We start from the raw sequence: 26386 nt of genomic DNA, 5'->3' as shown, positions 1-26386 counted from the left end.
TCGAGCCGAGGAACGGCAGGCTGTACGGGGGGCTGAATCGGTTCTTGTCGCGCCCCGCAAAACCCCGCGAACAGGGGCCCCAAGGGGCCCGCATCATCCTCGCGATACTGTTGCCAACCGTAGGAGCTGGCTTGCCAGCGAAGGGGCCCGTTTGAGCGGCGCCGGTCTTGAGGGCCTGTTCGCCGGCAAGCCGGCTCCTACGGGATTACAGCCAGAATTCCTCTCGGCGTTCTTGGAAGTCCTTCAGTTCACCTTGTTCCAGTAATTGCCGAATCCACGGCCCCAGCAGATCCAGCGAGCTGTCCAGAGGGGTGGGCCGGTGCCAGCGCAGCGGCACCCGGGCAAAGCGCTGCTGGTTGGCGCTGACTTTTTCCAGGATCTGCCGGTCCTGCTTGAGGATCACCTTGAACAAGGGTTGCAGCACAGCGCGCTTGAGCCAACCCGGCAGGCGCCCGCGGGCCGTGGCGATGCGGGCGAACAGGCGCAGTTCGCCCTCGGCGGCCGGGCTGAGCCAGGCGCTGACCAGCAGGTTGAGCCGGCCCTGACGGTCGCGGTATTCGATTTCCGCCAGCCCCGGCAGGCGAAAGCGCCCCATGCTGAGACCGCGTTCGCCTTCGAACAGCCGCGATATCAGCCCGGATTGGGTGCCTTCTTCGCTGTACTGCGCTTCAACCCCGTCTTCGAGCTGATGCACCCAGGCACGAATCCGCTGGCGCTGGCGATCGTGGCGAATCCAGCCGGCATGCACGAAATGGGTGTGGAAACCGTCGAGGAAGTTCTCCGCAGCGTCCTGCAAGCTGCACTGCACCCGGTCGCTGATCCAGAACACATCCAGGGCCTGGGCCTGCTCGGCGGCGGCCACCGGCGGGGCATTCGGCCGCTCGCTGGCGAGGCTGGCCCACACCAGCCCCTGGGCTTCGCAGCTGTGCAGGGGTTGTAGCAAGGGCTGGCTGCACCGCTGCTGCTCCTGGCCGGGCAGCTGAGTGCAACGGCCCTGGGGGTCGAAGCGCCAGCCGTGGTAGGGGCACTGGAGCTGCCCGTCGCGCACCCGCCCGGCGCTCAGTGGCGCAAAGCGGTGGGGGCAGCGGTCCGGCAGCACGGCGGCGGCGCCGTCGGCATCGCGAAACAGCACCAGCGGTACGCCGTGCAGGGTGCAGGCCAGAGGTTGGCGTTGCAGCTGCCGGCTCAGGGCGACGGGCCACCAGCCCGCGTGACTGTTCACAGTTTGAGCTTCCTCATCAGCGGTACGCCGATTCGTTGCAGCAGCAGGCCCATCAGTTGCCACACCAGGCGCCGCGACCAGGGCAGGTGGGCGACGTGGATCAGGCTGTATTCGATTTCGGGCTGGCCGCCGCGCAGGCGCTTGAAGGCGGCGGCGCCGGAGCTGAAGTTGAGCACCTGACGGCGGTTTACCGCCTCTTGCAGGCACAGCCTGGTCAGTTGCCGGTACAGGCCGGTGCGCTGGGGCAGGGCGGTGTCGTAGCCGACGATGGGGGTGCTGATCAGCGCGCTGTTGGCGAACCAGCCCAAGGCGCCGTCAATGCGCCCTTCGGCGTTGCGCAGGGCGCGCACCTGCAGCCAGCCTTCGGCCTGCCCGCGTTGCAGCCAGTGGGCGCTGTAGTGGGGGTTCAGGCGGCTGTATTTGTCCAGGTAGAGCAGGTTGTACAGCTGCTCGATGCGCTGGAAGTCGGCCTCGCTCAGCTCGCTGCCGGGCACCACCGTATACGGGCTGCGGCGCAGCAGGGTGGCGTCCAGGCGGGTGTTGTGGTGGCGCAGGAAGGCTGAATTTTCGCCCTCGCGGCCGTCGAACAGGTACACCTGACGGCTGGGAATCGCCAGGTAGCCCAGGGCTTGCAGGCGCTTGCGCAGTGCGAGGTTGCTGAAGTCGTTGAGCGAGCGAAAGCCAAAGCCGTGGTCGGGAAACTGCCGGCGCAGCAGTTCGGTGATCGCCGGCAAATCCGAACCATCCCAGTCGGCCGGGTAGAGGTTGGTCGACAGCAGCCAGTTATTGATCTGCACCAAACGGTCGACCTTGGCCGCGCTCAGGAGCCGGTCCACGCCCTGGGTCAGCAGCCTCAAGGGCCACGCCAGCCAGGGCCGTTTCAGGCGCTGCAGTTCTTCCCGGGCATAGCCGCTGTAGGCGGTTTGCGGCGAGACCACGTAGCAGTTATCCACAGGGTCGTGGCCGTGGTTGACGCTCACCGGGAACTGCTGGCGGCCGGTGTCCAGCAGGGCCAGGGCGGTGCTGACGTTGCCGATCAGCGCGCCGCCGGCGCAGGTGCGCACGTACTGCCGGGCGTGGCTGTCGCCGGCGCTCGGGGGCTCAAGGGCCAGTTGCTCGGGCAGCAACAGCTTCATGGGCGCGGCGCTCCCAGGGGTTGGCCGTTCCACTCGATATCGGCGGTGGAGGCGGCCAGCAGCCCGCAACGGCGGGTCAGGGCGCGGCCGATGATCTCGCTCAGGCTCAGCAACTGGGCGGTCAGCGGGCCGCGATCGCCGTCCTGGACGATCACGTCCCGGGCTTGTTGGTAGTCGTGCCAGAACGTGCGGCTCAAGGCCCGTTGCGGCGCCGCCAGAAGCAGCATGGCCAGGGCGATCATCCGGGGTTCCAGGGTCGCCTCCAGCGCTGCGTCGGCTTCGCTGCCCAGCGCCGCTACCAACTGCACGCGCTGGTCGTCGAACAGGTGCACGCCGCTAGTGGCCCTGGGGTTGCACTCCAGGACATGGAAGCGGCCCTGCTGGTCTTCGATGAAGTCGAAACCCACCTGCCCGGTGTAGCCGGTGGCCTGGCCGAACTGCTCCAGGAACGCACGGATCGGCGCCGGGGCACAGCTGTGGAAGTAGATCCCCGAGCCGCGCCCGACCCGGTAGCGCGGCTGGTAGCTGCTGTGGGCGCGCAACTGGCCATCCACCAGCACGCTGAAGCTGCAGTACTCCTGGCCGGGGACAAACTGCTGGGCCACCCAGGGGGCCTCGGCGCTGGGCTGGACCTTGGCCAGTTGCGCCGGGCTCGGGCAGATCAGGGTCTGGGAGGCGAAGCGCGAATAGGCCGGCTTGAATACCAGGGCGTCGTGCTCTGCCGCCAGCGCTTGCAACGCGGCCGGGTCATGCAGCACCTGGGTCGGCGGCGCGGCCACGTCCCAGCCCTGGGTCATGGCGGCGAAACCGCCCTTGTGATGTAGGCGGTGCAGCAGCTCGAAGTCGCTGGTGAACACCCGGCACAGCGGGCGCAGGCGCTCCAGGCCGTGGGCCAGGTAGAACACCTCTTCGCAGGTGGGCAGCAGCAGGTCGATGGCCTGTTGGCGGATGACTCCGGCCAGGGCTTCGATCCAGGCCTCGGGGTCGTGGCGGGGCTCCGGCAGGCGCACGAAGTGCTCGGCGGCGCGGCTGAAGCGGCTCAGGGGTTGGGTCAGGGAATCGGCCACGGTCACCGTCCAGCCGGCTTGGCTAAAGGCCCGGGCCCACTCCAGGCAGGCCGGGGCCCGGGCGCCGAGAATCAATACACGCATGGCAGTCCCTCGGGTAGTTGCAGCATCAGCAGGCGGCGTCTTTTTGTTTGTGGCGGTGGTGCCTGCCAGTGGCCGAAGCTCAGCTGCGGCGCCTGCAGCCCTTGTTGCGCGCAGAGTTCGGCCAGGGCTTCGCTCAAGCGCTGGCACAGCCCGTGGTAGTCGCCCGAGGTACGCAGGTTGGCCTGCCAGAGCAGCCCGCGCTGGTGAATCTGGTATTCCTCCAGTTCCGCCCCCAGCATCAGCAAGGCCCGGCGCAATACGTCAGGGTAGAGCGGTGCCAGCTGCTGGCCGTCGAGCCGCGGCAGCCAGAGGATCTCGTCGGCCCGGCCTTCCACGGCGGCAATCGCCCGCTCCGCACGGCCACAGGGGCAGGGCGCGCTGGCCACCCGCAGGATGTCGTTGAGGCGATAACGCACGATCAGCTGCGTACGCCGGGAAAAGTCGGTGATGATCGGCTGGAAGCGCGTGCGCTCAGGGTCCAGCCATTGCGGCTCGATGTGCAGGTGACTTTCATTCAGGTGCAGGGTGCCAGCCTCGCAGGTGTAGCCGAGAAAGCCTTCACTGGCCTGATAGATCTGCTGCGGCTTGCGCCCGAAGGCTTGCTGGACCAGCTCGGCGTCGGTGCTTTCCAGCACTTCGGCCACCGACAGGATGTGCCGTGGGCGGATTGTCAGCTGCCCGGCCAGGGCCGCCTGGGCCAGCCCGCGCAGCACCGTGGCCGGAGCCACCAGCACGTCCGGGTTCTGCTGGTTGAGGCGTTGCAGGGACGCGGCCAGGCCCAGGGTCAGGTCATGAAAGGCGAAGTCGATACGGCGGCTGGCCAGGGTGGTGTACAGGCGGCTGTTGGCCCGGAGGAAGAAGGCGATGCGCAGCGGCGCCAGCCAGGGGCACAGCAGCCGGGGCAGCAGGGCCCGGGGCAAGGTGCGCGCCAGCAGGATGCCGGCCCAGCGTTGGCGTTCCACGCTGCTGACCAGGAACACCCCCTGAGCCCCCGAGGTGCCGCTGGACAGGCCCACGGTGATGTCGCCCAGGGTCGGGCTGAAGTCCCGGGAACGCTCCGCCTGCAAGGCCACCGGCAACACCTGCTCCAGGCTCAGGGCGCGGGTGTTGAAGGCGGCGAAGTCGCTCATCAGCGCTGCCTTGTCCATGATCGGCAAGCTGTGCAGGCCATCGTGGCTCAGCCCGTTGAAGCGCTGGCCACGGGGCAGGACTTTGGCCATGAAGTGCTTGAGACGCCGGGCCTGCCAGGCTTCCAGCCGCTCGCGACGGCGAAAGCGCAGGGCGTAGCGGCTGAACACGAAGGAGCCGATGCTGCGCAGAGTGCCCAGCAGGCGCTCACTGTTCATTGGCGAAGGACTCCCAGGCCTGGGTGCAATGGGACGGCAGCACCGTCACCGCCGGTTCGCGGCGGATCAACTGGCCCAGGCCGCTGTAGGTGCGCAGGTACTGCTGACGGTTGGCGCTGGCAAACCACAGCGCCGGGGCGGCCGGCAGGCGCTCGGCGCGGCAGGCCGGCACCGACCAGCAGGCGTCGGCCACCAGGAACACCGGCCGGCCCTGGGCATCGGGGATGAACAGGCCCAGCTGGCCGGCGCTGTGCCCCGGCAGCGGCACGCCGATCAGGCTGCCATCGCCGAACAGGTCCAGGCCTTGCTCGAAGGGCGCCATCCAGCTTGGCAGCGCACAGTTGGGGCTGGCTTCGGCCAGGCGCAGGCGGGCGCTGAAGTCGTCCGGCAGCAAGCCCGGCAGATGGCCGCCAAGGGTGGCGCGCCAACGCTGGCCGCGCAGGCTGTCGATATGCCGGTAATCGGCTTCCAGGGCGATAAAGCGCGCATTGGCAAAATCCCGCAGCCCGGCGATATGGTCGGCGTGGAAGTGGGAAATGATCACATGGCGGATATCCCCCGGGCCGATGCCCAGCTCATGCAGCTGCGCCCCCAGCTGCTCGACCACCGGCAACTGCACCGGCACTGCGCTGCGGTACAGGCGCTCGGGCAGGGCGCGGGTGGCCTGGAAGAAGTGCTCGGCGTAGCCGGTGTCGTACAAAATCCAGCCGTGCTCCGGGTGCTGGATCAGCCCGCACAGCGCCGGAAACTGCACCGGCGCCAGGCGCCCGCCACGGTCGGCCATGCATTCCAGGTGCTGGCACCAGCCGGCCCGGAGGATCTTCAAGCTGACGCTGCGGCTCATGCTCGTTGCCTCTGTTGGGCCAGCCACCATTGGGCGTGCTGGGCGATGCCCTGGTCCTGGCTGATTACCGGGCGATAGCCCAGCTCGCGCTGGATGGCGCTGATGTCCAGGGTCTGACTGAAGGCCAGGACGCCTGCGCCGTAGCGGGTGATCAAGGGTTCGGCGCCGTTGCCCAGCCGTGCCTTGAGCTCCAGCAGGCGCGCCACGCCATGCACCAGAGGCCAGGGCAGGCGACGGGTGCGCAGGGGCAGGCGGAAGTGTTCGGCCATCTGTTGCAGCAGGTCCTTGAAGGCCAGGGGTGTGCCGTTGCTCAGGTTGTACACGCACAGCGGGCGCGGCAGCGGCCGGGTCAGCGCCAGCCACACCGCGTGCACCAGATTGTCGACGCAGGTCAGGTCCAGCTGTGCCCGGCCGCCGCGCATCAGCGGAATCGCCCCCCGTTGCATCACCCGCAGCAGGCGCGGCATCAGGGTTGCGTCCCAGGGGCCGAACACCGCCCGGGGGCGCAGGATCACGCATTCGGGCAGCTTGGCGTCTGCCAGCAGGGTTTCGGCCTGGGCCTTGCTGCGGGCGTAGTCATTCACCGGTGGTGGCAGCGGCTGGTCTTCGCGGATGCCCAGGCGATCACTGAAGTTGAAATACAGGCTGGGGGTGGAGATATGCACCAGCCGCGGGATGCGGTTCTTGCCGCAGGCGTGGATCACCTCGGCGGTGGAGTCGAGGTTGGCCCGGGCAAACGCTTGGGGCGAACCCCAGGGTGAAGACAAGGCGGCGCAATGCACGATGGCGTCATGCTCGCGGCTGGCATCGGCCAGCAGGCGTTTGGCCAGCGGGCTGCCGTGCTCCAGGGGCAGCCAGCGCACGGGCGCCGGGCTGTGGGCAATGACTTGCGCCGCCGCCTCGGGGTTGCGCCCGCTGAACTGCACCTCGCAGCCTTCGGCGGCCAGCTTCCAGACCAGATGCCGTCCGATAAAACCGGTGCCGCCGGTGACCAGGATCTTCATCAAAACTCCAGGATCATGCCGCCGAGGGACAGGCCCGCGCCGGTGCCGATCAGCATCAGGGTTTGTCCGCGTTGAATGCGCCCGTCGCGCACCGCGATGTCCAGAGCGGTGGGCAGCGAGGCCGCCACCTGATTGCCATGCCGGGCAAAGATATCGATGACTTTCTCCGGCCCCAGGCTCAGGCGTTTGGCCGCATGCTGCATGGCCTGTTGGCTGGCTTGATGGGGGATGACCCAGTCGATCTGCGCAAGGGACAGTGCGGCTTGCTGCAGCAAATCGTCCATCAGTTCGGGCAGGTGCTTGGCCGCGAGGCGGAACACGCCTTTGCCCTGCATGGTGAAACTGGTCAGGGGCTCGAACGGCACCTGGATGCGCCGCGGATGAAAGCGCGAACCGCCGGCGGGGATCTGGCACAGCGCGGCGCCTTCGGCGTAGGTCCTGAGGCGCGAGGCGAGGATCTTCGGGCCGCCGTCGCCCGCTTCCAGCACCACCGCTGCCGCGCCGTCGCCGAAGATGCCGCAGACTTCCACCTGCTGCCAGTCCAGGCCGCAGGAGGCGATGTCGGCGCACACCAGCAGCACGCGCCGGTAATGCCCGGCCTGGATCGGCCAGGACAGGGTGTCCAGGGCGGCAATAAAGCCCAGGCAGCTGGCGTTGATGTCCATGGCCGCAATGCCCGACTGCCCCAGGCCCAGCTCCCGTTGCAGCAGCGCGGCGTTGCAGGGCATGCCCTGATCCATGGTGCCGCTGGCGCAGACGATCAGGTCCAACTGATCCAGCGCCAGGCCCGCCGCGTGCAGGGCCTGGCGCGCGGCGCTGGCGCCGAGGCTGGCGGCGGTGTCCGCAGGATCGGCGACGTGGCGCTGCTGCACTCCGCTGATGCGCGCCACGCTGCCGGTTTCCAGGCCGAGCTGGCGGTCCAGCTCGGCACTGGTGACCACCCGCTGCGGCAGGGCGTGGCCGGTGCCGAGGATGGCCAGGGCGCGGGCCGGGCGAGGGGAGGACGCTGATGTGTGCATGCAAATTCCGTGTGTGTGGGCGTCGGGGCTGGCGTTGAGAGAGGCGGTTAGTGCGCTGGCAGTGCCGCCGGGCATTGGCTCAGGAAGGCTTGCAGCCCCTGCTGGTAGGCCTCGGTGGGCATCAGGTCAGTGTGTTTGGCGATGAAGCAGGCCACGCCTTGACGCTCCATATCGGCGTCCGCCACGAGGTAGAAGTCGGGAATTTCCTGCACGCTTGCGATCTGCTTCCAGGCCAGGCTGCTCTGACCTCCGCGGGTGTTGAGCAGGGTGAAGCCCTGGCCGTCGAAGTTCAGGCAATAGGTGCCTTCGACGGCTCGCAACCGGGTTTCGATCAGGCGCTGACTCAACCCGCGCAACGGCGCTTGGGGTTTGATCGGGGTGGCGGCAATACGGGCTTGCAGGTGCTTGATCCAGCGCCCGGAAAAGCGCCACCACAGGGGGATGAAGATCAAGGCGAACGCCACCATGGCGATGACCTTCTCCGGGGTGAAGGTCCGCTCGGGGAAATAGATCGACAGGCAGCCGCCGATCAGACACAGGGTGAACATCACGGGACCGATAAAGCGGCTTTGCCACCGGGCAAATGTGCTCATGGCCCGGACATGCTGCTGATCATCCTTGAGCAATTCCTGCTTCAGCGGTTCGGCAATCCAGGCTTCGGTGTGGGCGGGGGTGATGCGGTAGTGCAATTCCATGGGGGCTGAATCCGAGGTCCGTGTTCGGTGAGGGCGGCAGTCTACCGGCTTCTGGGGTGTGACGAGGAGTGGCATGAGCGGCGACAGAGCCGCTCAGGCGGGAAATGCTGGCAGATGCTGTTCCACCCACTCCAACAGACGCTCGTCGAGCTGGGCTCGATGTTGGCGATAACTGTCCTGGCAACGGTTGAAGAGCGGGTCCTGATTGACCCGAGCCGCCAGCTCGGTGGCGCTGTCGCTTGCAGCTTGGGCGGCCCGCACCTGTTGCTGGCGCTGATCGGCCTGTTCCAGGGTGTGCGCCAGGGCGTCCAGTTGCAGGTACCTGAACTGAGCGATGGCCTGGGGCAGGTGAAAGTGCAGGGCGCTGTCGAAACCCTCCCAGTCCTCGAAGGCCAGCCACTCGTGGAGCACCATGAAGCAGCGCAGCGCCGGGGGCAGTTGTTCCAGTCGCTGGAAATCCAGCCAGTACTGACGCGGCAGTTGCTCGGCGGTTTCGATGGCCTGAGCGATCAGGTCCAGGGCCTGGCCCTTGTCCCGGTGATGCTTGCGCAGGATGCGCTGGGTCAGGGTGAAGCGCGCTTCTTCTATAGCGTGCAGGGCGCAGTTCAGGTCGTAACCGGCGTTGAGCAAGTGTTCTCGTGCTTGCTCGGGGGGCAGGCCGGATTTGTCTACCAGCACCTGCAACAGCTCGGCTTTGTAGAACTCGGCGGCTTGCTGCGGATTATTGGCGCAGCGGGCGAGCAGGGCCTGGGCATGGCGCAGGCCGATGGGGATCAGCTTGCGTAGCTGTTGCAGAGCTTGGGTGTGCGTCGGGTCCATCGACTGCGGTGCCTCGGGGATGGCGGATGTTTGAGAGAGGCGATTATCCACTGCGGGCGATGGATTGTGCTGGTTTAAAACAAGGGACCATAACGCTCGCAAGACCTGTAGGAGCCGGCTTGCCGGCGAAGGCGTCGGCCGGATTTCGGTGAAGGCAGGGCAGGCCTCTTCGCTGGCAAGCCAGCTCCTACGGGGCGGTGTTTAGGCGGGGGCTGGGCGGGCGCCGTCGAGCAGGGCGTCCACCACGGCGCGGGCCATTTCCACGGAATGCACCATGGACCAGATCAGCCCGCGTTCGATGCCGCTGGCCCGTTCGGTGATTTCATCGGACACCTCTTCGGCGCATTTGAGCAGTAAGGAGACGTGCATCAGGGCGTCTTCGGCATTCACCTGGGGCTCTACGGCGAACAGCGGGTGGCCCCGGCCATCGCGCAGGCCGAACGGGCGATGACGGGTGCCGTGCAAGGCGGCCAGCAGGTTGGCGTTGGCGCGGTCCAGCTCCGGGTCGCGGCGCGGATGATCGGTGGACAAGGGGGGATCGGGGACGAGCTTTTTCATGACGGTCACTCACTCAGTAGTTAACGGACTGCCGAGCTCACTTCCACATGAGGGGTGGCAGTTGTGCGAGGGTGTGGAAGACCGGGACTGAGTAACCCAGCACACCCGAAGGTGTCCCGCGCACAACCGCCATAAAGCGATGCCGACGACAATGCGTCGAGCCATGCTCATGAGCGCTCATGCTTACTCAGGTCCGAACTTCCACATCCGGGCCGCTGATTTGGCAGCGGCACCGGGAGACTGCCTGATCGTTCGAAGGGGTACAAGGCGCTCAAAGGCGTTGGGGATTCTCTCGGATTTGCCCTACAAAACAAAGCGAATCCGCTTCGATGCCGGGCGGCATCCCCTTACAAGCTCTGCTTTTCTCCAGGCAAAAAAAAGGGCCTGGAGACGAAGCTCCAAGCCCTCAAAAGGTGAGAGGTGTCTAGTCCCTCAACCTGGTGAGCGGTGTTGCATGTTTCGGGGTCGCGGCGGTTAGGCTTTCAGCGGAACCAGGCGCGGGGCAATCATGTTTTCCGGACGCAGGATGTCGTCGAGCATGGCGTCGTCCAGCAGGCCTTCTTCGCGCACCAGTTCCAGTACGCCGCGGCCGCTTTCGAGGGCGATGCGGGCGATACGGGTGGCGTTTTCATAGCCGATGTACGGGTTCAGCGCGGTGACCAGGCCGATGGAGTGCTCCACCAGTTCGCGGCAACGGGTTTCGTTGGCGGTGATGCCGGTGATGCAGTGCTCGCGCAGCATGTCCATGGCGCGTTGCAGCAGGCGGATCGAGTCGAAGATCTTGAAGGCGATCAGCGGTTCCATCACGTTCAGTTGCAGCTGGCCGCCTTCGGCCGCGATGGTCAGAGCCAGGTCGTTGCCGATGATCTGGAACGCCACTTGGTTGACCGCTTCCGGGATGACCGGGTTGACCTTGCCAGGCATGATCGAGCTGCCGGGCTGACGCGCTGGCAGGTTGATTTCGTTGATGCCGGTGCGTGGGCCGCTGGACAGCAGGCGCAGGTCGTTGCAGATCTTCGACAGCTTGACCGCGGTGCGCTTGAGCATGCCGGAGAACAGCACGAAGGCGCCCATGTCGGAGGTGGCTTCGATCAGGTCGGCAGCCGGTACCAGCGGCTGGCCGCTGATGGTGGCCAGGCGTTGTACGGCCAGGTGCTGGTAGCGCGGGTCGGCGTTGATGCCGGTGCCGATGGCGGTGCCGCCCAGGTTGACTTCGGTCAGCACTTCCGGCGCCAGGGTCTTCAGGCGAGCCAGGTCTTCACCCAGGGTGGTGGCGAAGGCGTGGAATTCCTGGCCGAGGGTCATCGGCACGGCGTCTTGCAGCTGGGTACGGCCCATCTTCAGGACGTGGCTGAATTCTTCACCCTTGGCGGCGAACGACTGGATCAGGCTGTCGAGGCTGGCCAGCAGCGCGTCGTGGCCCAGCAGCAGACCCAGGCGGATCGCGGTCGGGTAGGCGTCGTTGGTGGACTGCGCCATGTTCACGTCGTTGTTCGGGTGCAGGTACTGGTATTCGCCCTTGCTGTGGCCCATGGCCTCCAGCGCGATGTTGGCGATGACTTCGTTGGCATTCATGTTGGTCGAAGTGCCAGCGCCGCCTTGAATCATGTCCACCACGAACTCTTCGTGGAAGTCGCCGCGGATCAGGCGGGCACAGGCCTCGCTGATGGCTGCATGCTTGGCTTCGCTCAGATGACCCAGTTCGCGGTTGGCGTCAGCAGCTGCCTGCTTGACCATTGCCAGGGCCACGACCAGTTTTGGGTAGTGCGAAATCGGAACGCCGGAGAGACGGAAGTTGTTCACCGCTCGCAGGGTCTGGATGCCGTAATACGCTTGAGCCGGTACTTCGAGTACGCCAAGCAGGTCTTTTTCTGTGCGGAAAGATGCAGCGGAGGACATGACGGAGATCATCTCGGTAGGGACCCGGTCTGTGCCGGGAACGCTGCGAATCCTAGGCCGAAGGGATTTTTTGGGCCAATGCTGTTAAACACTGGGCTATGCATATTCGGCATAATGCCGGTGTGACGCCGGGTTGCCGGCGAGCGTGTGACCTAAAATGGTGCGTGTCCGGGAGGACGTGATGAATCTGGAAAGCAAATGGCTCGAGGACTTCAGTGCCCTGGCCGCCACCCGCAGCTTTTCCCAGGCTGCCGAGCGACGTTTCGTGACCCAGCCGGCCTTCAGCCGGCGGATCCGCAGCCTGGAAGCGGCCCTGGGCCTGACCCTGGTCAACCGCTCGCGCACGCCGGTGGAGCTGACGGCAGCGGGGCAGTTGTTCCTGGTGACCGCGCGCACCGTGGTCGAACAGCTCGGCGAGGTGGTGCGTCACCTGCACCACCTGGAAGGCGGGCAGGGCGAGGTGATGCAGGTGGCGGCTGCCCACTCCCTGGCGTTGGGTTTCTTCCCGCGCTGGATCGCCCAACTGCGCAACGAAGGGCTGAACATCGCCACGCGGCTGGTGGCCACCAACGTCGGTGATGCGGTGCACGCCCTGCGCGAAGGCGGTTGCGACCTGATGCTGGCCTTCTATGACCCGGACGCGGCCTTGCAGATGGACTCGGAAATCTTCCCCTCGCTGCACCTGGGGCACACCGAGATGCTCCCAGTGTGCGCCGCCGATGCCCAGGGCAAGCCGCTGTTCGACCTGGAAGGCGAGGCCAGCGTGCCGTTGCTGGCGTACAGCGCCGGGGCTTTCCTCGGGCGTTCGGTGAACCTGCTGCTGCGCCAGCGCAACCTGCGTTTCACCACCGTCTATGAAACCGCCATGGCCGACAGCCTCAAGAGCATGGCCCTGGAAGGCCTGGGCATTGCCTGGGTGCCGCAACTGAGCGTGCGCGCCGAGCTGGCCCGGGGCGAGCTGGTGGTCTGCGGCGGGGCGCAATGGCATGTGCCGCTGGAGATTCGCCTGTACCGCTGCGCCCTGGTGCGCAAGGCCAACGTACGCTTGCTCTGGCGCAAGCTGGAAGGCGCTGCCGCGCAAGCTGCGGCCACGTAGGAGCCGGCTTGCCGGCGAAGGCGTCGGTCGGGAGGGTGGTGATCGCAGGGCGGGCCTCTTCGCTGGCAAGCCAGCTCCTACGGGAGATAGGCGCAGGTTTTTTTGTAGGAGCCGGCTTGCCGGCGAAGGCGTCGGCCGGGAGGGCGGTGATCGCAGGGTGGGCCTGTTCACTGGCAAGCCAGCGCCTGCGAGGGGGGGCGGGATTGACCTTGGAGTCAATAAAACCGGGGTTTTGCGCCGGAAATACTTTGTTTTGCAGATGGTCGGCGAAAGTGCGTTTAACGCGCCTTTTTCGGTATACTGCGCGGCCTTCGGCCGGTTCGCCTGGCCATAATTCGTACAATTTAAGCCACGCATTTCGCGTGGCTTGTTGTTTTTGACGCGCCTGCGGGCGCCCAGAGAGAAGAGGCACGACGATGAGTGCACTGGTTGGCGTGATCATGGGCTCCAAGTCCGATTGGTCCACCCTTAGCCACACCGCCGATATGCTGGAAAAGCTCGGCATCCCTTACGAGGTGAAGGTGGTTTCCGCACACCGCACCCCGGACCTGCTGTTCCAGTACGCCGATGAGGCTGAGGCGCGAGGCATCGAGGTGATCATCGCCGGTGCCGGCGGCGCGGCGCACCTGCCGGGCATGTGCGCGGCCAAGACCCACCTGCCGGTGCTGGGCGTGCCGGTGCAGTCGTCGATGCTCTCGGGCGTGGATTCGCTGCTGTCCATCGTGCAGATGCCGGCCGGCATCCCCGTGGCCACCCTGGCCATCGGCAAGGCCGGCGCGATCAACGCGGCGCTGCTCTCGGCGAGCATCCTGGGCGCCAAGCACCCGCAGTTCCATGCGGTGCTGAAAAAATTCCGTGCTGAACAGACAGACAGCGTCCTGGACAATCCAGACCCGCGCGTCGCCTGAGGTTGTTGACGATGAAGATCGGTGTAATCGGTGGCGGCCAGTTGGGCCGCATGTTGGCCCTGGCGGGGACTCCGCTGGGAATGAACTTCGCTTTCCTCGACCCGGCGCCGGACGCCTGTGCCGCCCCTCTGGGCGAACACCTGCGGGCCGACTACGGCGACCAGGACCACCTGCGCCAGCTGGCCGATGAAGTGGACCTGGTGACCTTCGAATTCGAGAGCGTGCCGGCGGAAACCGTGGCCTTCCTCTCGCAGTTCGTGCCGGTCTACCCGAGCGCCGAAGCACTGCGCATCGCCCGCGATCGCTGGTTCGAGAAGAGCATGTTCAAGGACCTGGGGATTCCTACTCCGGAGTTCGCCGACATCCAGTCCCAGGCGGATCTCGACGCCGCCGTGGCGCGCATCGGCCTGCCAGCCGTGCTCAAGACCCGCACCCTGGGTTACGACGGCAAGGGCCAGAAGGTCCTGCGCAGCGCCGCCGACGTCGCAGGCACCTTCGCCGAACTGGGCAGCGTACCTTGCCTGCTGGAAGGCTTCGTGCCCTTCACCGGTGAAGTCTCGCTGATTGCCGTGCGCGCCCGTGACGGTGAAACCCGTTTCTACCCGCTGGTGCACAACACCCACGACAGCGGCATCCTGCGCCTGTCGGTGGCCAGTAGCGACCACCCGTTGCAGGCCCTGGCCGAGGACTACTCCAGCCGCGTGCTCAAGCAGTTGGATTACGTGGGCGTAATGGCTTTCGAGTTCTTCGAAGTGGACGGCGGCCTCAAGGCCAACGAGATCGCTCCGCGGGTGCACAACTCCGGGCACTGGACCACCGAAGGCGCCGAGTGCAGCCAGTTCGAAAACCACCTGCGGGCGGTAGCCGGCCTGCCCCTGGGCTCCACGGCCAAGGTCGGTGAAAGCGCCATGATCAACTTCATCGGTGAAGTGCCGCCGGTGGACAAGGTCATCGCCATCGACGACTGCCACCTGCATCACTACGGCAAGGCCTTCAAGGTCGGGCGCAAGGTCGGCCACGCCAACCTGCGCTGCGCCGATCAGGCGACCCTGCAAGCGCAGATCCTCAAGGTGCAAGCGCTGATCGCCGAGTAACAAATCCTCCGGCTGGCGGGAACCTTCGTTTCCCGCCGTTCTCTGATAGCAGGATGCCAAAGTGCTGGCTAGGCTTTGGCTTGAACCCCCCTTACAGAGGAACAGCCATGGGCATTATTGGAACCATTTTCATCGGCTTGATCGTTGGTCTGCTGGCGCGCTTCCTCAAACCGGGAGACGACAGCATGGGCTGGATCATGACCATCCTGCTGGGTATCGGCGGTTCGCTGGCGGCCACTTATGGCGGCCAGGCGCTGGGTATCTACCAGGCTGGCCAGGGCGCCGGTTTCATCGGTGCACTGGTGGGCGCGATCGTCCTGCTGGTGATCTACGGCTTCGTCAAGAAGAGCTGAACCACGCTACAAGCCCCCTCTGCCGTCCGCGCGGAGGGGAGCCTTTTTCTTCATCTGAAACTTCAACGCATCTGACGGTCTGGGTACTAGAATGCCCGGGTTTTCCCGTCCTTCCCTTTTGACCGAGCCACCCTCACATGCGCCGTCTTCTATTGACCTTTGTTCTGCTGGGCTGCGGCCTGGCCCAGGCTGGCGAACTGCCGGAAACCGATTGGCTGGAGCTGATGCCCAAGTCGGACCAGAAGGCCCTGGAGCAGATGCCGGAAATCGACCACAACTCCCCGGAAGCCAATGGCACCTTCACCGAAAAGGGCGGCCTGAAGCAGAGCAAGGGGTTGCCGGCGGTGATGTATTCCACCAAGACCGTGCCGGCCATGAATGACAAGCAGATCCGCATCGGCGGTTATCCGGTGCCGCTGGAAGCCGATGCCAAGGGGCGCAGCACGCTGTTCTTCCTGGTGCCGTACCCGGGCGCCTGCATCCACGTGCCGCCACCGCCGCCCAACCAGCTGGTGCTGGTGCGCTTTCCCAAGGGCTTGAAGCTGGACGACATCTACACGCCGCTGTGGGTGACCGGCACCCTGAAGATCGAAAAGGTCAGCAACGACCTGGCCGATGCCGCCTACGCCCTGGATGCGGCGAAGGTGCGGGTGGTCAAGGAGTCGGATCTCTGAAGCGGCGCATTTGAACGCCGCTGAACGGTAGGAGCCGGCTTGCCGGCGAATGCGGTCTTGAGGGCCTTTTCGCTGGCAAGCCAGCTCCTACGGGGCAGGTGGAGTCAGAGCGGGGCGGCGCTGATGCTGACGCTCAGGGTGTGGCTGGCGCCCGGGGCCAGGGTGACGATGTCGTCCATCACGTTGGCGGTCTCGATGCACAGCATGCGCTGCCAGCCGTCGTCGGCCATGTCGCTGAATTGGGCGGCGCGGTCGATCCAGGGGTTCCAGATCACCGCGGTGCGCGAGCCTTCGCTGCGCAGGCGGATCCGTCGTTGCCAGTCCGGATCGACGATCTCCAGCTGCGCCGGGGCGTTCAGGTAGATGCGGTCGGTCTCGCCGGTAAAGTGCAGGCTGCCGCTCTGGACCTTGGTCTTCCAGTCTTCCAGGGTTTCGATGTAGCTCAGCCCGTCCACGCCTTCGACCTGCACCTGGCGCACATCGCTGACCGCGAAGTAGCTGTGCAGCGCCTGGCTGATGCTCACGCTTTCAGTGCCCAGGTTGTGGCTGCTGAGGCTGATGTGCAGTTGCTGGTCGAGGCGGATGCTCAGGCGCGGTTCCACTTGATGGGGCCAGCCGGGAAAACCACCCGCGGGGCAGGGCAGGCGCAGCTCCACCAGCAGGCTGTCGCCCTGGCTTTCGATGCCCAGCAGCTCCCAGTCGGTGGCCCGCACCAGGCCGTGGGCCGGCGCCGGGTCAGTGCCTTGGCGCATGGCCTGCACCGCCTGCGGGTTGCGGGCAAAGTTGCCGAACCAGGGCCAGCACACCGGCACCCCGGCGCGGATGCTCTTGCCGCGCTTGAACACGGCCTCGTCGTTGAGCCAGATCAGCGGCTGTTGCCCGGCCACTTGATAACTGAGGATGTGCGCGCCCTGCTGGGCCACCAGCAGTTCGGCGTCACCGTGGCGGATGCGCCAGCAGTTCAGTTCATCCAGTTTTACCGTTTCGACCTGGGGCGTAGGCATGCTGCTGTTCTCGTTCGCAAGGTGTGGGCTGCTATGGACCGCAGAACGGTCATCAGGTTTAGCGCGCGCGCGGCGGAACCGAGCGGGTGCGGCCACTGCCATCGATGGCGACGAATACGAACACCGCCTCGGTGACCTTGCGCCATTCGCTGGACAGCGGGTCGTCGCTCCACACTTCCACCATCATCTGGATCGAGCTGCGGCCGATCTCCAGGGTCTGGGTGTAGAAGGACAGCTGCGCGCCCACCGCCACCGGCACCAGGAACGCCATGCGGTCGATGGCCACCGTGGCCACCCGGCCGCCGGCCACGCGGCTGGCCATGGCGGTGCCCGCCAGGTCCATCTGCGCGACCAGCCAGCCGCCGAAAATATCGCCAAAGCCGTTGGTTTCACGGGGCAGTGCGGTGATTTGCAAGGCCAGGTCGCCTTGCGGGATTGGATCTTCTTGTTCGAGTTCTATCATGCCGGGGGGCCTCTGACCCGTGACGCTTCATGGGTACTTCAGGTGAATAGCCGTCTTCAGGAAAAACGATTCAGCCCGAACATACTACGTTCGTCACGTTCTTTCTAAGGCGTGCTAAAGGGAAACTCTGCGAAATCGACTGGCGCTGGCCAGGGCCAGGGGCGCGCAGCAGCGTTTTCGCACAGCAACCCTTGCCAGAAGCGGCTTTGCGCTTCGAGGTCTGCGAGTATATCGGTCGATAGACTCCGCGACGACCCGTCCAGTTCGCAAATTTGTGAGTCATTTGTGCGCCGCTGTGTACGCATTCGAACAATTTGCTATCGTGCCGAACCTGCCAGGCCCCAACCAGCGCTGTTGCGGCTTCCAGAACCGACTAATAAGAGAAGCCCTTGCCATGACCACTGTGCCCTCGAGCGCCGCGCAGCCTGCGCAACCCGCCCGTCCGCTGACCCGTAGTGACTACAAGACATTGTCCCTGTCTGCCTTGGGCGGGGCGCTGGAGTTCTACGACTTCATCATCTTCGTGTTCTTTGCCACCGTGGTCGGCAAGCTGTTCTTCCCGGCGGACATGCCCGAGTGGCTGCGCCTGATGCAGACCTTCGGGATCTTCGCGGCCGGTTACCTGGCGCGGCCCCTGGGCGGGATCGTCATGGCCCACTTTGGCGACCTGCTGGGGCGCAAGAAGATGTTCACCCTGAGCATCTTCATGATGGCGGTGCCGACCCTGATCATGGGCCTGTTGCCGACCTACGCGCAGATCGGCATGTGGGCGCCGATCCTGCTGTTGCTGATGCGGGTGATCCAGGGGGCGGCCATCGGTGGTGAAGTGCCCGGGGCCTGGGTGTTCGTTTCCGAACACGTGCCCCAGCGGCATATCGGCTATGCCTGCGGCACCCTGACCTCGGGCCTGACTGCCGGGATTCTCCTGGGGTCGCTGGTGGCCACTGCGATCAACAGCATCTATACCCCGGTGGAAGTGGCGGATTACGCCTGGCGGATCCCGTTCCTGCTGGGTGGGGTGTTCGGCCTGTTCTCGGTGTACCTGCGCCGCCTGCTCCACGAAACCCCGGTGTTCGCCGAACTGCAACTGCGCAAGGCTCTGGCCGAAGAACTGCCGCTGCGCACGGTGCTGCGTGATCACCGCGGGGCGATCGTGATTTCCATGCTGCTGACCTGGCTGCTGTCCGCCGGGATCATCGTGGTGATCCTGATGACCCCCACCGTGCTGCAGACCGTCTATAAATTCCCGGCCATCACCGCCCTGGAGGCCAACAGCCTGGCCATTATCTTCCTGAGCCTGGGCTGCGTGGCCTCGGGTGCCCTGGCGGACCGATTCGGTGCGGGCAAGGTGTTCGTGTTCGGCAGCGCCTTGTTGCTGGTCACTTCCTGGACCTTCTATCACGGCCTGCTGGACAACCCGCAGTGGCTGTTCCCGCTGTATGCCCTGACCGGCCTGTTCGTCGGCACCATCGGCGCGGTGCCTTATGTGATGGTCAAGGCGTTCCCGGCGGTGGTGCGCTTCAGCGGCCTGTCGTTTTCCTACAACCTGGCGTACGCGATCTTCGGTGGCCTGACGCCGATGGTGGTGACCTGGCTGCTCAAGGAAAGCCCCATGGGCCCGGCCTATTATGTTGCAATTATTTGCGGCATCGGCTTGCTGGTGGGGTTGTACCTGTGGGCCAAGGGCCGCTGACCACCACCCTGTAGCCGCTCAGGCCCTGCTGTGCGCTGAAGGGCGCCGCGACCCTGCGGGTCGATCGCAGCCTGCGGCAGCGGCTACAGAGGTTTTTATCGTCGAACAAAGAAAGGCCCGCTTGCGTTCAGGAATGCTGGCCTTTCATCTAATTGTCATATTCCGGACATAGAGTGTTCACACGGCCTACAGATACTTGGCCCCGACTTAACACACCCTATCTGCTAGGAGTAAGGCATGAAACTGAAGCGTTTGATGGCGGCAATGACCTTTGTCGCCGCTGGCGTTGCGACTGCCCACGCGGTTGCCGCTGTTGACCCTGCTATCCCGAGCTACACCAAGACCACTGGTGTGTCGGGCAACCTGTCCAGCGTCGGTTCCGATACCTTGGCGAACCTGATGACCCTGTGGGCCGAGAACTACAAAAAGGAATACCCGAACGTCAACATTCAGATTCAGGCCGCCGGCTCCGCCACCGCGCCACCCGCGCTGACCGAAGGCACCTCCAACCTGGGCCCTATGAGCCGCAAGATGAAGGACACCGAACTGGCGGCCTTCGAGCAGAAGTACGGCTACAAGCCAACCGCTATCCCGGTGGCCGTGGACGCCCTGGCGGTGTTCGTGCACAAGGACAACCCGATCCAGCACCTGACCATGGAACAGGTCGACGCGATCTTCTCCTCGACTCGTCTGTGCGGCGCCAAGGAAGAAGTGAAGACCTGGGGCGACCTGGGCGTGAAGGGCGACCTGGCCAACAAGCCGGTTCAGCTGTTCGGTCGCAACTCGGTATCCGGCACCTACGGCTACTTCAAGGAAGAAGCCCTGTGCAAAGGCGACTACAAGCCTAACGTCAACGAACAGCCTGGTTCGGCGTCGGTAGTGCAATCCATCAGCTCCTCGCTGAACGGCATCGGCTACTCGGGCATCGGCTACAAGACCGCCAGCGTGAAGACCGTGGCCCTGGCCAAGAAAGGCAGCACCGACTTCATCGAAGACACCGAAGAAAACGCCCTGAACGGCAAGTACCCGCTGTCGCGCTTCCTCTACGTCTACGTCAACAAGGCCCCGAACAAGCCTCTGGCCCCGCTGGAAGCCGAGTTCGTGAAACTGGTCCTGTCCAAACAAGGCCAGGAAGTGGTCGTCAAAGACGGCTACATCCCACTGCCAGCCAAGGTGGCCGCCAAGGCACTGGCTGACCTGGGCCTGAAAGAAGGCGCATAAGCCGCCTCCGAAGGTCCGGGCTCCCCGGACCTTCTCGTTTTCGTAGGAGCTGGCCGGGCGGCGTTCCGCTTGCCAGGCAAAGCGCCCGAAATGGCGACCCAGGCTCAAGGCTGGTTCGTCGGCCTGCCGGCTCCTGCAACCTCATTTTCTGTCCGCTGCCGGCCCTGCCATGCGGCGGATTTGTTGCGTCACTGCATTGTCATCTTTCTGTCATACAGGATCGCTAGGGTGTGCGCATGAATGATCTGGCCAACTCCACCATGACTACGACTTCTCCCCCCAAGCGCATTGACTTCAATACGCCTGAACTGCAACGCAAGCGCCGCATCCGCGCGCTCAAAGACCGCCTGACCCGCTGGTACGTCCTTGTCGGCGGCCTCGCGGTACTGGGTGCTATCACCCTGATCTTCTTCTTCCTCGCCTATGTCGTCGCGCCGCTGTTCCAGGGTGCCGAACTGACCGCCAAGGACCCTCTGACTCCCGCCTGGATGCAGGACGCCGGCAAGCCGCTGATGTTCTCCCTGGAAGAGCAGAACCAGGTTGGCATGCGTGTCTCCGACAAGGGCCAGGCGCTGTTCTTCGACATCGACAGTGGCGCCGAGCTGCGCAAGGTCGACCTGCCGATCCCGGCGGGCGCCAGCGTCACCTCCATCGGCAAGGACCAGCCCGGCAACCCGCTGGTGGTGGTCGGCCTGTCCAACGGCCAGGCCCTGGTGTTCCGTCATACCTACAAGGTCAGCTACCCGGACGGCAAGAAGACCATCTCGCCGGCCATCGAGTACCCCTACGGCGAAACCCCCATCACCCTGAACGAGCAGGGCGGTGCGCTGGAGCACGTCAACCTCAATGCCACCGATTCGTCGCTGATCGTTGCCGGTTCTACCGCTTCGCAGTTGCAAGTGCTGAAGCTGACCCGCGAAGAAAACATGATGACCGGCGAGGTCACCAGCGAGCAGAGCCGCATCGAGCTGCCGCAGATGACCGAGCCGGTCAAGGCCATGTACATCGACCCGCGCCAGCAGTGGCTGTACGTGATCAACGGGCGCGCCCAGGCCGACGTCTTCAGCCTGCGGGACAAGAGCCTCAACGGTCGCTACAAACTGCTGGAAGACGCCGATACCGAAGTCACCGCCAGCACCCAGCTGGTGGGCGGCATCTCGCTGATCATCGGGACCTCCAAGGGCGGCCTGGCCCAGTGGTTCATGGCCCGCGACCCGGACGGCGAGCTGCGCCTGAAGCAGATCCGCACCTTCCAGATGGGCACTGCGCCCATTGTTGAAATCACCGCCGAAGAGCGTCGCAAGGGCTTCGTTGCCCTGGACGCCGCCGGCAAGCTCGGGGTGTTCCACAGCACCGCCCACCGCACCCTGCTGGTGGACCAGGTGGTAGACGGCCAGGGCCTGTTCGGCCTGTCGCCACGGGCCAACCGGGTAATCGTCGAGGCCGGCGGCAAGCTGCAGCCCCTGGTGCTCGACAACCCGCACCCGGAAGTGTCCTGGAGCGCGCTGTGGAGCAAGGTCTGGTACGAGAACTACGACGAGCCTAAATACGTCTGGCAATCCACCGCGGCCAACACCGATTTCGAACCCAAGCTGAGCCTCTCGCCCCTGACCTTCGGTACCCTGAAGGCGGCGTTCTACGCCATGCTGCTGGCGGCGCCATTGGCGGTGGCGGCGGCGATCTACACCGCCTACTTCATGGCCCCGGGCATGCGCCGCAAGGTCAAGCCGGTGATCGAGCTGATGGAAGCGATGCCGACGGTGATCCTCGGCTTCTTCGCCGGCCTGTTCCTCGCGCCCTATGTCGAAGGCCACTTGCCGGGCATCTTCAGCCTGCTGCTCCTGCTGCCGATCGGCATCCTGGTGGCGGGTTTCGCCTGGAGTCGTTTGCCCGAGTCGTTGCGCCTTAAAGTGCCGGACGGCTGGGAAAGCGCGATCCTGATCCCGGTGATCATTTTCGTCGGCTTCCTCTCGCTGTACATGAGCCCGTTCATGGAGAACTGGTTCTTCGGCGGCGACATGCGCATGTGGATCTCCCACGACCTGGGGATCACCTACGACCAGCGCAACGCCCTGGTAGTGGGCCTGGCCATGGGCTTTGCGGTGATCCCGAACATCTACTCGATCGCCGAAGACGCCGTGTTCAGCGTGCCGCGGGGCCTGACCCTGGGCTCCCTGGCCCTGGGCGCCACGCCGTGGCAGACCATGACGCGGGTGGTGATCCTCACCGCCAGCCCGGGGATCTTCTCGGCGCTGATGATCGGCATGGGCCGCGCCGTGGGCGAGACCATGATCGTACTGATGGCCACCGGCAACACCCCGGTCATGGAAATGAACCTGTTCGAAGGCCTGCGCACCCTGGCCGCCAACGTCGCGGTGGAAATGCCCGAATCGGAAGTCGGCGGCAGCCACTACCGCGTGCTGTTCCTCTCGGCGCTGGTGCTGCTGCTGTTCACCTTCGTCATGAACACCCTCGCCGAGCTGATCCGTCAGCGTCTGCGCAAGAAATACTCGTCGCTTTAAGAAAGGTAGAAGTCTGTGAAACAGAACTCCCTAAAAGACTGGTTCAAGAGCGGCGCCCCCGGCGTCTGGATCAGCGGTGGCGCGGTGTCCATCGCGGTCATCATGACCATCGGCCTGCTGGCGGTGATCGCCGTGCGTGGCCTCGGCCACTTCTGGCCAGCCGACCTGGTGCACGCCAACTACGACGTTCCGGGCCAGGCCAACCACCTGGTCATCGGTGAAGTGGTGCAGAAGGAAGAAGTGCCCCGGGCGCGTCTGAAGAGTGCCGGCCTGCCGGTGCCCGACCAGGGCCCGGAGTTCATGACCCGCGAGCTGATCAAGGTCGGCAACCGTGACCTGAACGGCAACGACTTCACCTGGATCGTCGGCGAGTGGCTGACCAACCAGAGCTATCCCAAAGAGCTGATGGCCATCGAGCGCCGTGAGTGGGGCAACTTCTACGGCTACCTGGTCAACGTCAAGGAAAGCGGCAAGGTGATCGCCGAAGGCGAAGCCGCCTGGCCCGAGCTGCAAGCGCGGATCGACCGGGTGAACAAGCTGGCCGCCCAGCTCAAGACCCTGGAGAAATCCGACATCGGCGCCATCAACGCCGGCCTGGAACGCATCCGCCTGCACGGCCGCAAGCTGGAGCTGGACGGCAAGCTGGATGCCGCGGCCCAGGCCGACATGGATGCCGAGCGCGCCGAACTCAATGCCCGCTACCAGGACATCGAGGCGCGCCTGAGCGACCTGCACGCCCAGTTCAACCGCGACAGCCTGACCGCCCGTGATGCCAACGGCAAGGAAGTGGAGATCGGCCTGGGCAAGGTGGTACACGCCTACCAGCCGAACGCCATGGGCACTTTTACCAAGATCGGTTTCTACTTCAGCAAGGTCTGGGAGTTCCTCAGCGATGACCCGCGCGAAGCCAACACCGAGGGCGGTATTTTCCCGGCCATTTTCGGCACCGTGATGATGACCCTGATCATGGCCATGATCGTCACCCCGTTCGGCGTGCTGGCAGCGGTCTACCTGCGTGAATATGCCAAGCAGAACACCCTGACCCGGGTGATCCGCATTGCGGTGAACAACCTGGCGGGGGTTCCGGCCATCGTCTACGGTGTGTTCGGCCTGGGCTTCTTCGTCTACGTGCTGGGCGGCTCCGTGGACCGTCTGTTCTTCCCCGAAGCGCTGCCGGCGCCGACCTTCGGCACCCCGGGCCTGCTCTGGGCTTCCCTGACCCTGGCGCTGCTGGCGGTGCCGGTGGTGATCGTGGCCACCGAAGAAGGCCTGGCGCGGATTCCCCGCACCGTGCGCGAAGGTTCCCTGGCCCTGGGTGCGACCAAGGCCGAGACCCTGTGGAAGATCGTTCTGCCCATGGCCAGCCCGGCGATGATGACCGGGATGATCCTCGCGGTCGCCCGCGCTGCCGGTGAAGTGGCGCCGCTGATGCTGGTGGGTGTGGTGAAGCTGGCGCCGTCGCTGCCGCTGGACGGCAACTACCCGTACCTGCACCTGGACCAGAAGATCATGCACCTGGGCTTCCACATCTACGACGTCGGCTTCCAGAGCCCCAACGTCGAGGCGGCGCGGCCGCTGGTGTACGCCACCGCGCTGCTGCTGGTGCTGGTGATCGCCACCCTGAACCTGTCGGCGGTGTGGATCCGTAACCACCTGCGTGAAAAATACAAGGCACTGGACAGCTGATCGGCTGGCTTGTGTGGACGCTGGCTTGCGTAGGAGCTGGCTTGCCAGCGAAGGCGTCCGCAAGGGCGACACAAGGCCTGCAGGCCTCTTCGCCGGCAAGCCGGCTCCTACAAACAGAATGATGTCGCCGCTGGCCTGATGCCTGCGGTTCACGACAAACGAATTGGTAGCACAGGGAGCATCCCATGCAACACGAAGCACACACTCATGGCATCAACATGTCCGCCCTGGGCCGCGACAAGCAGAGCCTGAGCCTGGAACAGGAAACCGTGGCCATCGAAGTGCCCGGCCTGAGCCTGTACTACGGCGAGAAACAGGCGTTGTTCGACGTCAGCATGAACATCCCCAAGCAGCGCGTGACCGCCTTTATCGGCCCGTCCGGTTGCGGCAAGTCGACCCTGCTGCGGACCTTCAACCGCATGAACGACCTGGTGGACGGCTGCCGCGTAGAGGGTGCGATCAACCTCTACGGCAACAACATCTATCGCAAGGGCGAAGACGTGGCCGAGCTGCGTCGCCGGGTCGGCATGGTGTTCCAGAAGCCCAACCCGTTCCCCAAGACCATCTATGAAAACGTGGTCTACGGCCTGCGCATCCAGGGCATCAACAAGAAGCGCGTGCTCGACGAAGCCGTGGAATGGGCCCTCAAGGGCGCGGCGCTGTGGGACGAGGTCAAGGACCGCCTGCATGATTCGGCCCTGGGCCTGTCCGGCGGCCAGCAGCAACGTCTGGTGATCGCCCGGACCATCGCCGTGGAGCCGGAAGTGCTGCTGCTGGACGAACCCTGCTCGGCCCTGGACCCGATCTCGACCCTGAAGGTCGAGGAACTGATCTATGAGCTCAAGTCCAAGTTCACCATCGTCATCGTGACCCATAACATGCAGCAGGCGGCGCGGGTTTCCGACTACACCGCCTTCATGTACATGGGCAAACTGGTGGAGTTCGGCGATACCGACACGCTGTTCACCAACCCGGCGAAGAAGCAGACCGAAGACTACATTACCGGGCGCTATGGCTAGAAAGCAGCTGCCAGCCGCAGGTTTCACGCGGCGCAACAGAGGCGGTGCGCGACATCCGGATCACTATTTAACTGCTTGAAGCTTGCGGCTTGAAGCTTGCAACTTTCGCGGAGCGAACACGATGATTTCGAAGGAAGGCTTAACCCATCACATCTCCCAGCAGTTCAATGCCGAGCTGGAAGAAGTACGCAGCCACCTCCTGGCCATGGGCGGGCTGGTGGAGAAGCAAGTCAATGACGCGGTCACAGCGCTGATCGAGGCCGACTCCGGCCTGGCCCAGCAGGTGCGCGAGATCGACGACCAGATCAACCAGATGGAACGCAATATCGACGAGGAATGCCTGCGCATTCTCGCCCGTCGCCAGCCGGCGGCCTCGGACCTGCGTTTGATCATCAGCATCTCCAAGTCGGTGATCGACCTGGAGCGCATCGGCGACGAAGCCACCAAGATCGCCCGCCGGGCCATCCAGCTCTGCGAAGAGGGCGAGGCCCCGCGTGGCTACGTGGAAGTGCGGCATATCGGCGACCAGGTGCGCAACATGGTGCGCGATGCCCTGGACGCCTTTGCCCGCTTCGATGCCGACCTGGCACTTTCGGTGGCCCAGTACGACAAGATCATCGACCGCGAATACAAGACCGCGCTGCGTGAGCTGGCCACCTACATGATGGAAGACCCACGCTCTATCTCGCGGGTTCTGAGCATTATCTGGGTGCTGCGCTCGCTGGAGCGGATCGGCGACCACGCGCGCAACATTTCCGAGCTGGTGATTTATCTGGTGCGCGGCACCGATGTTCGTCACCTTGGGCTCAAGCGCATGAAGCAGGAAGTTGAAGGTACCAGTGGCGAATCCGCTAATGTTCCGGATGAAACTGACGATAAGTAAGAGTGCCCGAGAAGAGCGCCCGGCCTTTTGGCCGGGCGTTTTTGTTTGTGCTCCTGGAAATTGAAAAGCAGCACCCG

24 protein-coding genes are annotated in these 26386 nt (G+C 64.9%); 11 read left to right on the top strand and 13 right to left on the bottom strand.

The window, feature by feature from the left end; translation table 11 throughout:
• Window positions 1-205 precede the first annotated feature (205 nt).
• The 11 genes from AC1RL5_RS12590 to aspA all read right to left on the bottom strand — a co-directional run bounded on the left by AC1RL5_RS12590 (window position 206) and on the right by aspA (window position 11693).
• Complete coding sequence (locus AC1RL5_RS12590; RefSeq protein WP_019094627.1) at window positions 206-1222, bottom strand: Rieske 2Fe-2S domain-containing protein; 1017 nt, start codon at window positions 1220-1222, stop codon at window positions 206-208.
• Window positions 1219-2358: a hypothetical protein gene (locus AC1RL5_RS12585; RefSeq protein ID WP_072451891.1), complete on the bottom strand. Its 1140-nt coding sequence runs from the start codon at window positions 2356-2358 to the stop codon at window positions 1219-1221. The genes AC1RL5_RS12590 and AC1RL5_RS12585 overlap by 4 nt, the downstream gene beginning before the upstream one ends.
• The gene (locus tag AC1RL5_RS12580) at window positions 2355-3509 is read right to left on the bottom strand and encodes an ATP-grasp domain-containing protein (protein WP_492589311.1); all 1155 of its coding nucleotides are present in this window, start codon (window positions 3507-3509) and stop codon (window positions 2355-2357) included. Before AC1RL5_RS12580 ends, AC1RL5_RS12585 begins: the two co-directional genes overlap by 4 nt.
• The gene (locus AC1RL5_RS12575) at window positions 3497-4855 is read right to left on the bottom strand and encodes a F390 synthetase-related protein (RefSeq protein WP_492589312.1); all 1359 of its coding nucleotides are present in this window, start codon (window positions 4853-4855) and stop codon (window positions 3497-3499) included. Before AC1RL5_RS12575 ends, AC1RL5_RS12580 begins: the two co-directional genes overlap by 13 nt.
• A complete protein-coding gene (locus AC1RL5_RS12570; protein ID WP_103291501.1) occupies window positions 4845-5699 on the bottom strand; it encodes an MBL fold metallo-hydrolase in 855 nt (284 codons plus the stop codon). Before AC1RL5_RS12570 ends, AC1RL5_RS12575 begins: the two co-directional genes overlap by 11 nt.
• The gene (locus tag AC1RL5_RS12565; protein ID WP_093405617.1) at window positions 5696-6703 is read right to left on the bottom strand and encodes an NAD-dependent epimerase/dehydratase family protein; all 1008 of its coding nucleotides are present in this window, start codon (window positions 6701-6703) and stop codon (window positions 5696-5698) included. Before AC1RL5_RS12565 ends, AC1RL5_RS12570 begins: the two co-directional genes overlap by 4 nt.
• Window positions 6703-7722: a beta-ketoacyl-ACP synthase 3 gene (locus tag AC1RL5_RS12560; RefSeq protein WP_019094632.1), complete on the bottom strand. Its 1020-nt coding sequence runs from the start codon at window positions 7720-7722 to the stop codon at window positions 6703-6705. The genes AC1RL5_RS12565 and AC1RL5_RS12560 overlap by 1 nt, the downstream gene beginning before the upstream one ends.
• Before the next feature lie 47 nt (window positions 7723-7769).
• Entirely contained in the window at window positions 7770-8417 is a 648-nt protein-coding gene (locus AC1RL5_RS12555; RefSeq protein WP_093405612.1) for a hypothetical protein, read from the bottom strand.
• 93 nt (window positions 8418-8510) lie between these two features.
• Window positions 8511-9236, bottom strand: a complete 726-nt coding sequence (locus AC1RL5_RS12550; RefSeq protein WP_492589313.1) for a hypothetical protein — start codon at window positions 9234-9236, stop codon at window positions 8511-8513.
• 201 nt (window positions 9237-9437) lie between these two features.
• The gene (locus AC1RL5_RS12545) at window positions 9438-9794 is read right to left on the bottom strand and encodes a DUF6124 family protein (RefSeq protein ID WP_492589314.1); all 357 of its coding nucleotides are present in this window, start codon (window positions 9792-9794) and stop codon (window positions 9438-9440) included.
• A 474-nt stretch (window positions 9795-10268) separates the two neighbouring features.
• On the bottom strand, window positions 10269-11693 hold the full coding sequence (aspA, locus tag AC1RL5_RS12540) for an aspartate ammonia-lyase (RefSeq protein ID WP_047290036.1): 1425 nt from the start codon (window positions 11691-11693) through the stop codon (window positions 10269-10271).
• A 181-nt stretch (window positions 11694-11874) separates the two neighbouring features.
• Here aspA and AC1RL5_RS12535 point away from each other — a divergent pair, with 181 nt between their 5' ends.
• The 5 genes from AC1RL5_RS12535 to AC1RL5_RS12515 all read left to right on the top strand — a co-directional run bounded on the left by AC1RL5_RS12535 (window position 11875) and on the right by AC1RL5_RS12515 (window position 15818).
• Window positions 11875-12789, top strand: a complete 915-nt coding sequence (locus AC1RL5_RS12535) for a LysR substrate-binding domain-containing protein (protein ID WP_011064292.1) — start codon at window positions 11875-11877, stop codon at window positions 12787-12789.
• A gap of 416 nt (window positions 12790-13205) precedes the next feature.
• Entirely contained in the window at window positions 13206-13697 is a 492-nt protein-coding gene (gene purE, locus AC1RL5_RS12530) for a 5-(carboxyamino)imidazole ribonucleotide mutase (RefSeq protein ID WP_011064291.1), read from the top strand.
• Between the two features lie 11 nt (window positions 13698-13708).
• A complete protein-coding gene (locus AC1RL5_RS12525; protein WP_065365019.1) occupies window positions 13709-14791 on the top strand; it encodes a 5-(carboxyamino)imidazole ribonucleotide synthase in 1083 nt (360 codons plus the stop codon).
• A 107-nt stretch (window positions 14792-14898) separates the two neighbouring features.
• Entirely contained in the window at window positions 14899-15144 is a 246-nt protein-coding gene (locus AC1RL5_RS12520) for a GlsB/YeaQ/YmgE family stress response membrane protein (RefSeq protein ID WP_011064289.1), read from the top strand.
• Between the two features lie 137 nt (window positions 15145-15281).
• Window positions 15282-15818, top strand: a complete 537-nt coding sequence (locus AC1RL5_RS12515) for a DUF3299 domain-containing protein (RefSeq protein ID WP_011064288.1) — start codon at window positions 15282-15284, stop codon at window positions 15816-15818.
• A gap of 104 nt (window positions 15819-15922) precedes the next feature.
• Here the strand turns inward: AC1RL5_RS12515 and AC1RL5_RS12510 are convergent, their stop codons facing one another.
• Together AC1RL5_RS12510 and AC1RL5_RS12505 are read right to left on the bottom strand one after the other, a co-directional pair.
• Window positions 15923-16822 (bottom strand): D-hexose-6-phosphate mutarotase, encoded by a 900-nt coding sequence (locus AC1RL5_RS12510; RefSeq protein ID WP_015637503.1) that lies wholly within the window; start codon window positions 16820-16822, stop codon window positions 15923-15925.
• Window positions 16823-16880: 58 nt separating this feature from the next.
• A complete protein-coding gene (locus AC1RL5_RS12505; RefSeq protein WP_003229628.1) occupies window positions 16881-17285 on the bottom strand; it encodes an acyl-CoA thioesterase in 405 nt (134 codons plus the stop codon).
• A gap of 394 nt (window positions 17286-17679) precedes the next feature.
• Between AC1RL5_RS12505 and AC1RL5_RS12500 the strand changes: the two genes are divergently transcribed.
• The 6 genes from AC1RL5_RS12500 (at window position 17680) to phoU (ending at window position 26309) form a co-directional block, all read left to right on the top strand.
• On the top strand, window positions 17680-18978 hold the full coding sequence (locus tag AC1RL5_RS12500) for an MFS transporter (protein ID WP_019094638.1): 1299 nt from the start codon (window positions 17680-17682) through the stop codon (window positions 18976-18978).
• 237 nt (window positions 18979-19215) lie between these two features.
• Window positions 19216-20199, top strand: a complete 984-nt coding sequence (locus AC1RL5_RS12495) for a phosphate ABC transporter substrate-binding protein PstS (protein WP_011064285.1) — start codon at window positions 19216-19218, stop codon at window positions 20197-20199.
• A gap of 488 nt (window positions 20200-20687) precedes the next feature.
• Window positions 20688-22721, top strand: coding sequence for an ABC transporter permease subunit (locus AC1RL5_RS12490; RefSeq protein WP_169892551.1), 2034 nt, complete (start codon window positions 20688-20690; stop codon window positions 22719-22721).
• Between the two features lie 15 nt (window positions 22722-22736).
• The gene (gene pstA, locus AC1RL5_RS12485; protein WP_011064283.1) at window positions 22737-24407 is read left to right on the top strand and encodes a phosphate ABC transporter permease PstA; all 1671 of its coding nucleotides are present in this window, start codon (window positions 22737-22739) and stop codon (window positions 24405-24407) included.
• A 185-nt stretch (window positions 24408-24592) separates the two neighbouring features.
• The gene (pstB, locus tag AC1RL5_RS12480; RefSeq protein ID WP_011064282.1) at window positions 24593-25426 is read left to right on the top strand and encodes a phosphate ABC transporter ATP-binding protein PstB; all 834 of its coding nucleotides are present in this window, start codon (window positions 24593-24595) and stop codon (window positions 25424-25426) included.
• A 121-nt stretch (window positions 25427-25547) separates the two neighbouring features.
• Entirely contained in the window at window positions 25548-26309 is a 762-nt protein-coding gene (gene phoU / locus AC1RL5_RS12475; protein ID WP_011064281.1) for a phosphate signaling complex protein PhoU, read from the top strand.
• The last annotated feature ends 77 nt before the right edge of the window (window positions 26310-26386 follow it).

Source organism: Pseudomonas sp. GW822-FHT06D10 (assembly GCF_058799535.1).
The sequence above is the reverse complement of the archived record's forward strand: the minus strand, read 5'-3'. Positions and strand labels throughout refer to the sequence as shown.

What these genes read in the sequence shown, in the direction of transcription:
- AC1RL5_RS12585 (WP_072451891.1), bottom strand. Translation starts at nt 2,358, where the DNA reads ATGAAGCTGTTGCTGCCCGAGCAACTGGCCCTTGAGCCCCCGAGCGCC.
- AC1RL5_RS12580 (WP_492589311.1), bottom strand. Translation starts at nt 3,509, where the DNA reads ATGCGTGTATTGATTCTCGGCGCCCGGGCCCCGGCCTGCCTGGAGTGG.
- AC1RL5_RS12575 (WP_492589312.1), bottom strand. Translation starts at nt 4,855, where the DNA reads ATGAACAGTGAGCGCCTGCTGGGCACTCTGCGCAGCATCGGCTCCTTC.
- AC1RL5_RS12570 (WP_103291501.1), bottom strand. Translation starts at nt 5,699, where the DNA reads ATGAGCCGCAGCGTCAGCTTGAAGATCCTCCGGGCCGGCTGGTGCCAG.
- AC1RL5_RS12565 (WP_093405617.1), bottom strand. Translation starts at nt 6,703, where the DNA reads ATGAAGATCCTGGTCACCGGCGGCACCGGTTTTATCGGACGGCATCTG.
- AC1RL5_RS12560 (WP_019094632.1), bottom strand. Translation starts at nt 7,722, where the DNA reads ATGCACACATCAGCGTCCTCCCCTCGCCCGGCCCGCGCCCTGGCCATC.
- AC1RL5_RS12555 (WP_093405612.1), bottom strand. Translation starts at nt 8,417, where the DNA reads ATGGAATTGCACTACCGCATCACCCCCGCCCACACCGAAGCCTGGATT.
- AC1RL5_RS12550 (WP_492589313.1), bottom strand. Translation starts at nt 9,236, where the DNA reads ATGGACCCGACGCACACCCAAGCTCTGCAACAGCTACGCAAGCTGATC.
- AC1RL5_RS12545 (WP_492589314.1), bottom strand. Translation starts at nt 9,794, where the DNA reads ATGAAAAAGCTCGTCCCCGATCCCCCCTTGTCCACCGATCATCCGCGC.
- aspA (WP_047290036.1), bottom strand. Translation starts at nt 11,693, where the DNA reads ATGTCCTCCGCTGCATCTTTCCGCACAGAAAAAGACCTGCTTGGCGTA.
- AC1RL5_RS12535 (WP_011064292.1), top strand. Translation starts at nt 11,875, where the DNA reads ATGAATCTGGAAAGCAAATGGCTCGAGGACTTCAGTGCCCTGGCCGCC.
- purE (WP_011064291.1), top strand. Translation starts at nt 13,206, where the DNA reads ATGAGTGCACTGGTTGGCGTGATCATGGGCTCCAAGTCCGATTGGTCC.
- AC1RL5_RS12525 (WP_065365019.1), top strand. Translation starts at nt 13,709, where the DNA reads ATGAAGATCGGTGTAATCGGTGGCGGCCAGTTGGGCCGCATGTTGGCC.
- AC1RL5_RS12520 (WP_011064289.1), top strand. Translation starts at nt 14,899, where the DNA reads ATGGGCATTATTGGAACCATTTTCATCGGCTTGATCGTTGGTCTGCTG.
- AC1RL5_RS12515 (WP_011064288.1), top strand. Translation starts at nt 15,282, where the DNA reads ATGCGCCGTCTTCTATTGACCTTTGTTCTGCTGGGCTGCGGCCTGGCC.
- AC1RL5_RS12510 (WP_015637503.1), bottom strand. Translation starts at nt 16,822, where the DNA reads ATGCCTACGCCCCAGGTCGAAACGGTAAAACTGGATGAACTGAACTGC.
- AC1RL5_RS12505 (WP_003229628.1), bottom strand. Translation starts at nt 17,285, where the DNA reads ATGATAGAACTCGAACAAGAAGATCCAATCCCGCAAGGCGACCTGGCC.
- AC1RL5_RS12500 (WP_019094638.1), top strand. Translation starts at nt 17,680, where the DNA reads ATGACCACTGTGCCCTCGAGCGCCGCGCAGCCTGCGCAACCCGCCCGT.
- AC1RL5_RS12495 (WP_011064285.1), top strand. Translation starts at nt 19,216, where the DNA reads ATGAAACTGAAGCGTTTGATGGCGGCAATGACCTTTGTCGCCGCTGGC.
- AC1RL5_RS12490 (WP_169892551.1), top strand. Translation starts at nt 20,688, where the DNA reads ATGCAGGACGCCGGCAAGCCGCTGATGTTCTCCCTGGAAGAGCAGAAC.
- pstB (WP_011064282.1), top strand. Translation starts at nt 24,593, where the DNA reads ATGCAACACGAAGCACACACTCATGGCATCAACATGTCCGCCCTGGGC.
- phoU (WP_011064281.1), top strand. Translation starts at nt 25,548, where the DNA reads ATGATTTCGAAGGAAGGCTTAACCCATCACATCTCCCAGCAGTTCAAT.